At 61.6% G+C, this 11,895-nt stretch carries 12 protein-coding genes; 7 read left to right on the forward strand and 5 right to left on the reverse strand.

The window, feature by feature from the left end; translation table 11 throughout:
- Positions 1 to 35: 35 nt before the first annotated feature.
- Positions 36 to 2,078, reverse strand: coding sequence for a S9 family peptidase (locus HX812_RS17635; protein ID WP_038846228.1), 2,043 nt, complete (start codon positions 2,076 to 2,078; stop codon positions 36 to 38).
- A 25-nt stretch (positions 2,079 to 2,103) separates the two neighbouring features.
- Between HX812_RS17635 and HX812_RS17640 the strand changes: the two genes are divergently transcribed.
- The 3 genes from HX812_RS17640 to HX812_RS17650 are packed head-to-tail and all read left to right on the forward strand — an operon-like array spanning position 2,104 to position 4,001.
- Positions 2,104 to 2,640: a hypothetical protein gene (locus HX812_RS17640; protein ID WP_038846227.1), complete on the forward strand. Its 537-nt coding sequence runs from the start codon at positions 2,104 to 2,106 to the stop codon at positions 2,638 to 2,640.
- 30 nt (positions 2,641 to 2,670) lie between these two features.
- Complete coding sequence (locus tag HX812_RS17645) at positions 2,671 to 3,447, forward strand: class II glutamine amidotransferase (RefSeq protein WP_016975237.1); 777 nt, start codon at positions 2,671 to 2,673, stop codon at positions 3,445 to 3,447.
- A gap of 11 nt (positions 3,448 to 3,458) precedes the next feature.
- Positions 3,459 to 4,001, forward strand: coding sequence for a DUF2937 family protein (locus tag HX812_RS17650; protein ID WP_016975238.1), 543 nt, complete (start codon positions 3,459 to 3,461; stop codon positions 3,999 to 4,001).
- Between the two features lie 3 nt (positions 4,002 to 4,004).
- Here HX812_RS17650 and HX812_RS17655 read toward each other — a convergent pair whose 3' ends face one another.
- On the reverse strand, positions 4,005 to 4,922 hold the full coding sequence (locus HX812_RS17655) for a LysR family transcriptional regulator (protein WP_038846225.1): 918 nt from the start codon (positions 4,920 to 4,922) through the stop codon (positions 4,005 to 4,007).
- A gap of 175 nt (positions 4,923 to 5,097) precedes the next feature.
- On the opposite strand from HX812_RS17655, the gene HX812_RS17660 reads away from it, so the two are divergent.
- The 3 genes from HX812_RS17660 to HX812_RS17670 are packed head-to-tail and all read left to right on the forward strand — an operon-like array spanning position 5,098 to position 7,447.
- A complete protein-coding gene (locus HX812_RS17660; protein WP_038846224.1) occupies positions 5,098 to 5,838 on the forward strand; it encodes a 5-oxoprolinase subunit PxpA in 741 nt (246 codons plus the stop codon).
- A complete protein-coding gene (gene pxpB / locus HX812_RS17665) occupies positions 5,835 to 6,539 on the forward strand; it encodes a 5-oxoprolinase subunit PxpB (RefSeq protein ID WP_038846223.1) in 705 nt (234 codons plus the stop codon). The genes HX812_RS17660 and pxpB overlap by 4 nt, the downstream gene beginning before the upstream one ends.
- Positions 6,536 to 7,447: a biotin-dependent carboxyltransferase family protein gene (locus tag HX812_RS17670; RefSeq protein ID WP_038846220.1), complete on the forward strand. Its 912-nt coding sequence runs from the start codon at positions 6,536 to 6,538 to the stop codon at positions 7,445 to 7,447. The genes pxpB and HX812_RS17670 overlap by 4 nt, the downstream gene beginning before the upstream one ends.
- A gap of 107 nt (positions 7,448 to 7,554) precedes the next feature.
- Here the strand turns inward: HX812_RS17670 and HX812_RS17675 are convergent, their stop codons facing one another.
- The 3 genes from HX812_RS17675 to HX812_RS17685 form a co-directional block, all read right to left on the reverse strand.
- Entirely contained in the window at positions 7,555 to 8,733 is a 1,179-nt protein-coding gene (locus HX812_RS17675; RefSeq protein ID WP_038846526.1) for a VWA domain-containing protein, read from the reverse strand.
- Positions 8,733 to 9,578 carry a MoxR family ATPase gene (locus HX812_RS17680; RefSeq protein ID WP_038846528.1) on the reverse strand — a complete coding sequence of 282 codons (846 nt, stop codon included), beginning with the start codon at positions 9,576 to 9,578 and terminating at the stop codon, positions 8,733 to 8,735. The genes HX812_RS17675 and HX812_RS17680 overlap by 1 nt, the downstream gene beginning before the upstream one ends.
- A 99-nt stretch (positions 9,579 to 9,677) precedes the next feature.
- Positions 9,678 to 10,754 carry a DUF748 domain-containing protein gene (locus HX812_RS17685; protein ID WP_038846531.1) on the reverse strand — a complete coding sequence of 359 codons (1,077 nt, stop codon included), beginning with the start codon at positions 10,752 to 10,754 and terminating at the stop codon, positions 9,678 to 9,680.
- A 126-nt stretch (positions 10,755 to 10,880) separates the two neighbouring features.
- Between HX812_RS17685 and cysK the strand changes: the two genes are divergently transcribed.
- Positions 10,881 to 11,855 carry a cysteine synthase A gene (gene cysK, locus HX812_RS17690; RefSeq protein ID WP_038846532.1) on the forward strand — a complete coding sequence of 325 codons (975 nt, stop codon included), beginning with the start codon at positions 10,881 to 10,883 and terminating at the stop codon, positions 11,853 to 11,855.
- Positions 11,856 to 11,895: the final 40 nt, after the last annotated feature.

The raw sequence follows: 11,895 nt of genomic DNA on the forward strand, positions 1-11,895 counted from the left end.
TCCTGTGTTCAGACAGAACCGCCCCGCTAAGTTCCTTAAATCAGCCCCAGCGCCTTGAACACAAAGCCATATTCGAGTGCTACGTCACGTAATCCCTGGTAACGACCGCTCATGCCACCGTGGCCGGCGCCCAGTTCGGTCTTGAGCAACAGCAGGTTGTCGTCGGTCTTGGTGTCGCGCAGCTTGGCCACCCACTTGGCGGCTTCCCAATATTGCACGCGGCTGTCGTTGTAGCCGGCGATCACCAGCAGGTGCGGGTAGGCCTGGGCGCGAACGTTTTCGTAGGGCGCGTAGGCCTTGATGCGTTCGTAGACGTCCGGTTCTTGCGGGTTGCCCCACTCGTCGTACTCGGTGATGGTCAGCGGCAGTTCCGGGTCGAGCATGGTGTTGAGCACGTCGACGAACGGCACTTCGGCAATCGCTGCCTGGAACAGCTCCGGGCGCTGGTTGAGCACCGCGCCGATCAACAGGCCGCCGGCACTGCCGCCGCTGATGGCCAGTTGTTTGGACGTGGTCAGGCCCTCGGCGATCAGGTGTTCGGCGCAGGCGATAAAGTCGCTGAAGGTGTTCTGCTTGTGTTCCTGCTTGCCGTTGCGGTACCAGGCCTCACCCAGCTCACCGCCGCCGCGCACGTGGGCGATGGCAAACGCCACGCCTCGGTCCAGCAGGCTCAGGCGTGCGTGGGAGAACCACGGGTCCAGGCTCGAACCGTAGGCGCCGTAGCCGTACAGATACAGAGGCGTTGGTTTACCCAGCTGGTCGCGCTTGACCACCAGGCTGATCGGCACCTGAGTGCCATCTGCCGAGGTGGCCCACAGGCGCTGGCTCACGTAATCGTCGGCATTGAACACGCCGAGTACCGGGGTTTCCTTGAGCACCTGTTGCGCGCCACTGGCCAGTTCCAGCTGACGCACCTGGGCCGGACGGTTCAGGGCTTCGTAACGCAGGCGGATCTTGTCGCTGACAAATTCCAGGCTGTTCTGTACGTAGAGGCTGTAGGCGGCGTCAGGCAATTCCACGCGATAGGCCGGCAAGCCCTGTGGGTGCACTTCGATCACCGGCAGGCCACCGATGCGCAGGCTCAGGGTCATGGCGTGGGTGTTCAGGCTCACGCCGTCGAGCATCACCTCATCGCTGTGGGGGATCAGGTTCTGCCATTCAGCTTCGGTCGGTACGTCGCCAATGTCGGTCGCGACGAACAACGCGTAGTTGATGCCATCGCGGTTGCTGCGGATAAACCAGGTCCACGCGCCATTCAGCTGGCCGTGGTCGACATCGTATTCATGATCCTCGACCCGTGGCGCCAGGCAGGTGAAGTCCAGGTGTGGCTGATCGGCGTCCAGGGCCCAGACTTCGCTGGTGGTCTTGCTGCCCAGTGACAGCAGCAGCTGGCGCTCGGAGCTGGAACGGTAGCAATGCAGGAAGAAACGGCCGTCCGGCTCATGGAACACTTCCTGCGCCGCCGTGCCGTCCAGGCGATAGCGATACAGCTTGTGCGGGCGGTGGGTGTCGTCCAGTTCGCCGAAGAACAGGGTCAGGCTGTCATTCGCCCAGGTCATGCTGCCGTCGCAGTTTTCAAACGCCAGTTCGCTGACTTTGCCGGTGGCCAATTCCTTCACGTACAGGGTGTAGATCTCTTCACCGCTGGTATCGAGGCTGTAGGCCAGGCGTTGGTGGTCGGGGCTGATGCTGAACGCGCCGAGGGAGAAGAAACCGCCATTGGCCAGCACGTTCGGGTCCAGCAACAACTCTTCGCTGCTGTCATCCACCTGGTTGCTGTCGTCGGCCGGGCGACGGCAGCGGTAGTGGCGGGCGTATTCGTCACCGGCGGTGGTGCGGGTGTAATACAGATACGGGCCCCACGGCGAAGGCAGCGACAGATCGGTTTCGAGAATGCGGCCCTTGATCTCCTCGAACAGGGTTTCGCGCAGCGCTGCCTGATCGGCGAGTTGCGCTTCCTGCCAGGCGTTTTCGGCCTTGAGGTAATCGAGCACCTCAGCGCTGTCGCGCTCTTGCAGCCAGGCGTACGGATCTGAGCCTTGGGCCTTGCGGGCGATCGGAGCGGTCGATGTAGGCATGGGATTAATCTCTATCAGGCGGACGGTGGCAGGCATTGCAGCCGCGACACGCAAAAGCCGTTATCATAGCCGCCTGTTTGCCAACCTTGCCATGGACACCATGACCGAGAACGACTATCTGACCGCTTGGGGCCTTTACGCCTTCGCCGCTTTGGGCTGCCTGTTGGTGTGGTGGCGCATGACCCGCTGGATCTGGCGCTGGCTGCGTGAGCCGCTGCTGTTGCTGATGGCGGTGTTGCTGTTCAGCCCGACCATCGTCGACCCGGTCAAGACCCAGTTCGCGCCGGCCGTGGCCATCACCGCCCTGGACCTGGTGCTCAAGGTCGGCAATAACGCCTGGCGGGCCATTTCCGATCTGTTCATGTACAGCATGATCGCCTTTGGCGTGTACCTGGTCTTTGTGCTGATCCGCTGGCCCATCGAGCGCGCCGCCAAGGCCCGCCGTGAGCGCAAGGCTGCTGCCGATGCCGCCCTGGCCGCCGAACCGGATCAGGACGACGATGACGTGCCTTTGCGCCGTCCTGCACCCGTGAGCGGTCTGCGCGTCGAACCGCGCCTTTAACGTTGTCCGCCCTGCTGCGAGAGCCCTGGCATGTGTGAATTATTGGGCATGAGTGCCAACGTCCCCACCGATATCGTGTTCAGCTTCACCGGGCTGATGCAGCGCGGTGGGCGCACCGGTCCCCACCGTGACGGTTGGGGCATTGCGTTCTATGAGGGTCGTGGCCTGCGCCTGTTCCAGGACCCGGCCGCCAGCAGCGAATCGGAAGTCGCGCTGCTGGTGCAGCGTTACCCGATCAAAAGCGAAGTGGTGATAGGCCATATCCGCCAGGCCAACGTCGGCAAGGTCAGCCTGGCCAATACTCACCCGTTCGTGCGCGAACTGTGGGGCCGCAACTGGTGCTTTGCGCATAACGGCCAGTTGGCCGACTTCAATCCCCGCGCCACTTTCTACCGCCCGGTGGGCGATACCGACAGCGAAGCGGCCTTTTGCGATCTGCTCAACCGCGTGCGCGAAGCCTTCCCGGAGCCGGTGGACATTGAAAAAGTCCTGCCGGACCTGATCGCCGCCTGCTCCGAATATCGTAGCAAAGGCGTGTTCAACTGCCTGCTCAGCGACGGCGACTGGCTGTTTTGCTATTGCTCGACCAAGCTGGCGCAAATCACCCGTCGCGCCCCGTTTGGCCCGGCACGCTTGAAAGATGTCGACGTGATCGTCGATTTTCAGGCCGAAACCACGCCCAATGACGTGGTGACCGTGATCGCCACCGAACCTTTGACCGACAACGAAAACTGGACCCGCTACGAACCGGGCCAATGGAGCCTGTGGCGACGCGGTGAATGCGTCAGCCAGGGCATCACCGAGTAAGGATATCGACCATGTTGCTCAGTTATCTGCGGTTGGTGCTGTTTGCCATTGGCCTGTTGGTCGGCGTGCAAGTGCCGGGCTTCATCAACGACTACGCCAAGCGCGTCGAAGCTCACCTGATCGAGGCCCAGACCGGCCTCAGCGGGTTTGAAAACACTGCGCGGCAGTTCTTCAACGGTGACTTGAAGGCGTTGGTCGCGCATTACCGCGCCAGTGATGACCCGGTGTTCCAGAGCGACGCCAACAGCCTGGGCGCCATGCTTGACCGCCAGGTGGCGTTGGACAAGCAATTCCAGGCCATGCAAGGCCCGTGGTACATCCGCGCCCTGCAAGTGGCCGTGGCGGCGGACCCGGATATCCGCCAGGAGACCTGGAACGGCTACAGCTACCAGATCCTGCTGACGCCCGAGGCCATGGGCTGGGGGTTGGGCGGGGCGATGCTGTTGTCGTTCGGCCTGGAGTGCCTGTTCCGTTTGATCGACTGGGTGGTGTTGGGCGGCAAGCGCCTGCGCCAGAGCCGGCCGATCGAAGAGCGGGACCTCAAAGGGCTCTGAGCCTCACGGGTGAGCGAGCACCATCCGCTCCTCACCCACTTCCTCGGCATACCGCGCCACTACTTTCTGGCATAACCCGACAATCTCCTCCACCAGCTCCACCCCCACGCGCCACGACACCACCACCTGCAAGTTCGGCAGTTTCTGCGCCATCGGCAACATCACCAATTCGCCGCGCGCCAGTTCTTCGCTGACCAGCACCGGCGGCAGTGCGCCAATGCCAAAACCGTCGCGCAGTAAACGGGTGATGGCCGACACCGAGTTCACGCAGTTCATCCGTGGCGCGGCCACGCCGTTGGCCTGCATCAGGCTGATCACGTCCTGGTGTGGATGGGAGTTTTTCGAGTAGGTGATGATGCGTTCCTGCGCCAGTTCGGCGAGGGAGGCGTAGTCACGGTTGTAGATCGACTGGCTGGCGACGATCCACGCCATGGGGTGGCTGCACAGCTCCAGGCTGCGCACGGTTTCGAGGCGCAGCAGGTCGGTTTGCAGGATCAGGTCGAGGAAGCCTTTTTGCAGCTGATCGCTGAGATTCAGCGCGGTATCGGCGACCAACTCGATTTCTACCAGCGGGAAGTGGTCCATCAATTCCGCCACCAACGGGCTGAGCCAGGTGTGGATCACCGTGTCCATCGCGCCAATGCGGATGCGCCCGACCTTGCTGCTGGTGGTCTCCAGGGACTGCTTCAGGCCCTGCATCGTCACCATCATCTGCTCGGCATAGTCGAGCACCTTCAAGCCTTCCGGGGTCAGGCTCACACCGCGTGAGTCGCGCAGAAACAGCTTCACCCCCAACTCGCTTTCCAGCACGGCAATGCGGCTGGAGATCGACGCCTGGGTGGTGAACAACTTCTCGGCGGTCAGGCGGAAACTCTTGAGCTTGGCCACCCAGACGAAGGTTTCGAGGAACTTCAAATTCATGGGATCAACTTTTTCTTATGCATGGATCGGTTTTTATTAGTTGGACGCCGCACCGAGCCAGCGCCAAAAATCGAGCTATTCCACGATAAGCGCCGTTGGGGTGTCAGGACAAGTTGCGAGTTCTGCGTAAAAAATCCCACACTACAAAATAACAATGCCTACAGGAGCGACCAACGTGAGCCGCCTTCTTCTGAATTGCGACATCGGCGAAAGCTTCGGCAACTGGACTATGGGTCTGGACGCCGAGGTCATGCCGTTCATTGATTGCGCCAACGTGGCGTGCGGCTTCCATGCCGGCGACCCGAGCATCATGCGCAAGACCGTCAGCCTGGCACTCAAGCATGGCGTGCAAGTCGGTGCGCACCCGGCGTACCAGGACCTGCAAGGCTTTGGTCGTCGCTCCATGGCCTACACCGCCCAGGAAATCCAGGACCTGCTGCACTACCAGATCGGCGCCCTCGACGGCATCTGCCGGGCGCAAGGTGGGCGGGTCCGCTACGTGAAGCCCCACGGCGCGATGTACAACGACATGATGGCCAAGCCCGCGCAATTGCGCGCGGTGATCCAGGCCGTGGCGGCTTACGGCGACCTGCCGCTGATGTTGCTCGCCACCCGCGACAACAGCGCCGCGCAGGCCTTGGGCGATGAATATGGCGTCACCCTGTGGTTCGAAGCCTTTGCCGACCGCGCCTACGACAATAAGGGCCACCTGGTCTCGCGGCAGTTGCCCGGCGCCGTGCACCACGATGCCGACACCATCCTGCAGCAAGCCCTGACCATTTCCAGGGGGGAAGCGCTGACCGCCAGCGACGGCAGCTCGTTGGTCCTGCAAGCCAACACGCTGTGCGTGCATGGCGACAACGCCAGCTCGATCGCCGCCGTACAGCGCATCCGCGAGGCATTGAAGCCAGCATGAAGCCACGGATTGAAGTGGTGGCCATCGACTGCCTGATGGTGCGTCTGTTTGATGCAATCGCCGAAGCCAACATGCCCTGGATGCTCGCCGCCACCCATCGCTTGCGCAACGGTTTCGGCGCGGCTTTGGTCGACCTGGTGCCGTCCTACACCACCTTGATGGTGCATTACGACCTCAGCGCATTGAACCCGGCCCAGGCACGGGAATTGATCGACCAGGCCCTGACCGACCTGCAACCGCGCACTCAAGGCAGCGGCCAGTGCCATGTGCTGCCGGTGTGGTACGACCAGAGCGTCGGCCCCGAATTGAGCCTGCTCAGCCAGCGCAGCGGGCTAAGTGTCGATGACGTGATCCGCCGCCACAGCGCCCACGAATACCAAGTCTTCGCCCTCGGCTTCGCCCCCGGTTTTGCCTTTATGGGCCTGGTGGATGAAATCCTTGCCGCGCCGCGCCTGAGTACCCCGCGCAAGCGCGTGGCGGCCGGCAGTGTCGGCATCGCTGAACGGCAAACCGCCGCTTACCCGGTGGTGTCACCGGGGGGCTGGAACCTGATCGGCCGCACCCCGGCCAGGTTGTTCGACCGTGAGCGCGACGGCTACAGCCTGATGCAACCGGGCGACACGGTACGCTTCGAACCTGTCGATCACGCGCAATTCATCAAACTGGGTGGCGATGACACGCCGTTGGAGGCGCAGGCATGAGCCGCTTGATCATTGAGGCCAGCACACCGCTGTGCCTGTTGCAGGACGCCGGCCGTTTTGGCGTGCGCCATCTGGGCGTGACCCAGGGCGGGGCGCTGGACTGGGTGTCGATGTCCTGGGCCAACTGGCTGTTGGGCAATGCGCTGGACGCGCCGGTGGTGGAAATCACCCTGGGCGGCTTTACCGTGCAGGCCGAGGATTATTGCCTGCTGGCCCTGGCCGGTGCGGACTTGGGTGCTTACATCGACGAACGTGCCATCAGCCCCGGCCGCAGTTTTATCCTGCAAAAGGGCCAGCGTTTGCGCTTTACCCAGCCATTCAATGGCGCGCGGGCCTATCTGGCGGCGCCGGGCGGGTTTGATGCGCCGGACGTGCTGGGCAGTTGCGCCACCGTTGTGCGTGAAGAACTGGGCGGCGTGGACGGTTTCGGTAAGGCACTGGTCGAAGGTGGACGCTTGGCGTATTCCGGCGTCGGCGGCGCAATGAAAGTGCTGAATGATCCAGGCCTTTCCAAAACTGCATTGGACGTGATCGTCGGTGCCCAGATCGGCCAGTTCAGTGGGCAAAGCCTGTTCGATGCGTTCAACACCGAATGGACGCTGGACAGCCGCGCCGACCGCATGGGCATGCGTCTGCTGGGCACGCCGTTGCAGTATCAGGGGCCGTCGCTGATCTCCGAGGGGATTCCGTTGGGCGCGATCCAGGTGCCGCCGGATGGGCAGCCGATTGTGTTGCTCAATGACCGGCAGACCATTGGCGGTTATCCGCGCTTGGGAGCCTTGACGCCATTGGCGTTGGCGCGCTTGGCGCAGTGTTTGCCGGGGGAGAAGGTGCGGTTGGCGCCGGTGGTGCAGGAGACTGCGCATCGCCAGCACATCGACTTTTTGCAGCGATTATTGAATGGGTGAAACCTGTGGCGAGGGAGCTTGCTCCCGTTGGGGCGCGTAGTGGCCCCGGCATTGGGCCTGCTGCGCAGGCCAACGGGAGCAAGCTCCCTCGCCACAAAACAGCGACGCTATTTCGAGAGAAAGCGCATCCCTTCTTCCAACCCCCGCAACGTCAGCGGATACATCTGATCCTCCACCAACTCCCGCACAATCCCCGTCGACGCCGTATACCCCCACGTATCCTTCGGATACGGGTTAATCCAGATCAGCTTCTTGTACTTGGCCATGAAGCGCTGCATCCACACATACCCCGGCTCCTCATTCCAATGCTCGACGCTACCGCCGGCCTGGGTGATTTCATACGGCGCCATCGACGCATCGCCGATGAAAATCACTTTGTAATCCGCGCCGTACTTATGCAGCAAATCCTGGGTCGAGGTGCGTTCCGAGGTGCGGCGCTGGTTGTTCTTCCACACCGATTCGTACACGAAGTTATGGAAGTAGAAGTACTCCAAATGCTTGAACTCGGTCTTGCACGCGGAGAACAGCTCTTCGCAGATCTTCACGTGTGCATCCATCGAGCCGCCGATGTCGAACAGCAGCAGCAGCTTGATGGTGTTGCGCCGCTCCGGGCGCATCTGGATATTCAGCAAGCCGGCATCGCGGGCGGTGTGGTCGATGGTGCCGTCGATATCCAGCTCTTCCGCCGCACCCTGGCGCGCAAATTTGCGCAGGCGACGCAGGGCGATCTTGATGTTACGCGTGCCCAGTTCAACCTGGTCGTCGAGGTTCTTGTACTCGCGCTGGTCCCACACTTTAACGGCCTTGCCCTGGCGCTTGCCGGCGTCGCCGACGCGGATGCCTTCCGGGTTATAGCCGCCGGAGCCGAACGGACTGGTGCCGCCGGTGCCGATCCATTTGTTGCCGCCGGCGTGACGTTCCTTTTGTTCTTCCAGGCGTTTCTTGAATGCTTCGATCAGCTTGTCCAGGCCGCCAAGGGACTGGATCTGCGCACGTTCCTCATCGGTCAGCGAGCGTTCGAACTCCTTGCGCAGCCACTCTTCGGGGATCAGCGCCTGCAAATGGTCGTCGAGTTTCTCCAGGCCGTTGAAATACGCACCGAAGGCCCGGTCGAACTTGTCGAAATGCCGCTCATCCTTGACCAGGATCGCCCGGGCCAAGTAGTAGAACTCGTCCATGTCGGCGAAGGTCACGCGCATTTTCAGCGCGTTGATCAGGTCGAGCAGCTCGCGCACCGACACCGGCACCTTGGCGGCACGCATCTCGTTGAACAGGTTGAGCAGCATCAGCGGTTACCGCGACGGCTCATGAACGCCAGACGCTCCAGCAACTGCACGTCCTGCTCGTTCTTCACCAACGCACCGGCCAGCGGCGGGATGGCCTTGGTCGGGTCACGTTCGCGCAGCACGGCTTCGCCGATGTTGTCGGCCATCAGCAGCTTGAGCCAGTCCACCAGTTCGGAGGTGGAGGGTTTTTTCTTCAGGCCCGGCACTTTGCGCACGTCGAAGAACACATCCAGCGCTTCGCTGACCAAGTCCTTCTTGATGTCGGGGTAGTGCACATCGACGATCTTTTGCAGGGTGGTGCGGTCGGGGAAGGCGATGTAGTGGAAGAAGCAGCGGCGCAGGAAGGCGTCCGGCAGCTCTTTTTCGTTGTTGGAGGTAATGATGATGATCGGGCGTTTCTTGGCCTTGATGGTCTCGTCGATTTCGTAGACGTAGAACTCCATCTTGTCGAGTTCTTGCAGCAGGTCGTTGGGGAACTCGATGTCGGCCTTGTCGATTTCATCGATCAGCAGGATCACCCGCTCTTCGGATTCGAACGCTTCCCAGAGCTTGCCCTTTTTCAGGTAGTTGCGCACATCGTGGACCTTGTCCACACCCAGTTGCGAGTCGCGCAGGCGGCTCACCGCGTCGTACTCGTACAGGCCCTGATGGGCCTTGGTGGTGGACTTGATGTGCCAGGTGATCAGTTTGGCACCGAAGGACTCGGACAATTGCTCGGCGAGCATGGTCTTGCCGGTGCCGGGCTCGCCCTTGACCAGCAACGGCCGTTCCAGGGTGATCGCGGCGTTGACGGCCAGTTTCAGGTCATCGGTAGCCACATAGGCCTGGGTGCCTTCGAACTTCATCGGTGTTTCCTCGCATTCATCAATGCCCGGACTATACCGCGCAGCCCCGGCGACTGTGAACGCAGGCGGCTTATTCAGTCTCTGAATGACCAGTCACCTTCAGTCCGCCGAGGGCTTGGGTTGTTCATAGCGCGCATTGAACGCCTGGATGAAGCCGTTGCGCAAAATCGCCAAAAACGCGGAAAACGCGCTGACATTTTGCTGGTGCACGCTGCCACTGAGTTCAACACGGGTGGCGAACTGGTTTTTCGCCTGGTTTTTCAGCACGGTTTCACTGGCGCCGACCACCGCCTCCCAGATCGAGCGGAAGATGTTCTTGTCTTTGTTTTCCACGTCCTGCTGCCAGTCGAACACTTCGACGTCGCGCAGCAGCGGCTTGATATAGCCGGTCAACTGGCCTTTTTCCGCCTGGGCTTCGATCACCACGTCGCCGGTGCCGGCCTTGAAGTCGAATTTGCCGTAGGCCGAGGCGAAGTCATTCATGCGCTTGAGCTGCAAGTCTTTGGCGCGGAAACGGAATTCGAAGTTCTCGAAATTGCTCAGCGGGTCAAAGGTGGCTGTGGCTTCCAGCGGCGCCTGGCCTTGCAGCAGCGCCTTGCCCTCGAAGCGGGCGTCGCGCTTGCCTTTGACGTCGACCACGTTGGTCAGGTTGTAGAAACTGGCGTTGACCGCGGTGGCGTTGATGTTGACCGGTGGTTTGGAGCTGAAGTTGTGGAAGGCGATCTTGCCGTCTTCGATGCGCACTTCGTCGAGGGTGATGGGCGCCAGTTTGCTTAACTGCTCGCGCCAGTCGGTGCCTTTACCGGTCTGGGACGCCTGCTTGTTGGCGCCGCCGTCGACGAAGTTCACCTCGGGGTTGATAAAACGCACCCTGGCCACCACCGCATGGTCGTACCACAACGAGTGCCAGCTCACCGCGAGGTCGATCAGCGGCGCCTTGACGAACGGTACTGGCACTTTGCCGTCGACCTTGATGATTTCCAGGCCGTTGATCTTGTAGGCGCCGCGCCACAGGGCCAGGTCTACATCCGTGACGTGGCCGCGGTAGTCGCCCATGTTGGCGAGCTTGTCATTCAAGTAGTTACGCACCAGGTAGGGCAGGGCGATGCTCAAGGCAACCAGTACCACCAGCAATCCGGCGACGGTCCATAGTGGCCAGCTGTAGCGACGTTTCATGGGGAGGGTCCTCTGTCCGTATAGGGGATGGACTCTTGCGAAGGGCGCAACGTTCCTCCGACTGGACGCTTTGCGGCACGAGGCATACCCTTGTGGCCTTCCTTGAATCGACCCATAGGACCCGTCATGAGCCGCATCTTTGCAGACAACGCGCACTCCATCGGTAACACGCCCCTGGTTCAGATCAACCGGATCGCACCGCGTGGCGTGACCATCCTGGCCAAGATCGAAGGGCGTAACCCAGGCTACTCGGTGAAATGCCGCATTGGCGCAAACATGATCTGGGACGCTGAAAGCACCGGCAAACTCAAGCCGGGCATGACCATTGTCGAACCCACCTCCGGCAACACCGGCATCGGCCTGGCATTCGTCGCCGCCGCCCGTGGCTATAAGTTGCTGCTGACCATGCCAGCGTCCATGAGTATCGAGCGCCGCAAGGTACTCAAGGCCCTCGGCGCCGAACTGGTGCTGACCGAGCCGGCCAAGGGCATGAAGGGCGCGATCGAAAAAGCCGGCGAAATCGTTGCCAGCGACCCGGCCACCTACTTTATGCCGGCCCAATTCGAAAACCCGGCCAACCCGGCGATCCATGAAAAAACCACCGGTCCGGAAATCTGGAACGACACCGATGGCGCTGTGGACGTGCTGGTGGCGGGTGTGGGTACCGGCGGCACCATCACCGGTGTTTCGCGCTATATCAAGAACATTGCGGGCAAGCCGATCCTGTCGGTGGCTGTCGAGCCGATCGTGTCGCCGGTGATTACCCAGGCGCTGGCCGGCGAAGAGATCAAGCCCAGCCCGCACAAGATCCAGGGCATCGGCGCCGGTTTTGTGCCGAAGAACCTCGACCTGTCGATGGTTGACCGCGTGGAGCTGGTGACCGACGACGAATCCAAGGCCATGGCCCTGCGCCTGATGCAGGAAGAGGGGATTCTGTGCGGTATCTCCTGCGGCGCCGCGATGGCCGTGGCGGTACGCTTGGCCGAGAAACCGGAGATGCAGGGCAAGACCATTGTGGTGGTTTTGCCGGACTCCGGTGAGCGCTACCTGTCGAGCATGCTGTTCAGCGATTTGTTTACCGATCAGGAAAACCAGGCTTGATGTGTGTCAGCACTGACACCTTGGGCCTTCTGCATACTGG

This window comes from Pseudomonas sp. IPO3749 (genome assembly GCF_013386605.1).
Lineage (GTDB): Bacteria > Pseudomonadota > Gammaproteobacteria > Pseudomonadales > Pseudomonadaceae > Aquipseudomonas > Aquipseudomonas azotoformans_A.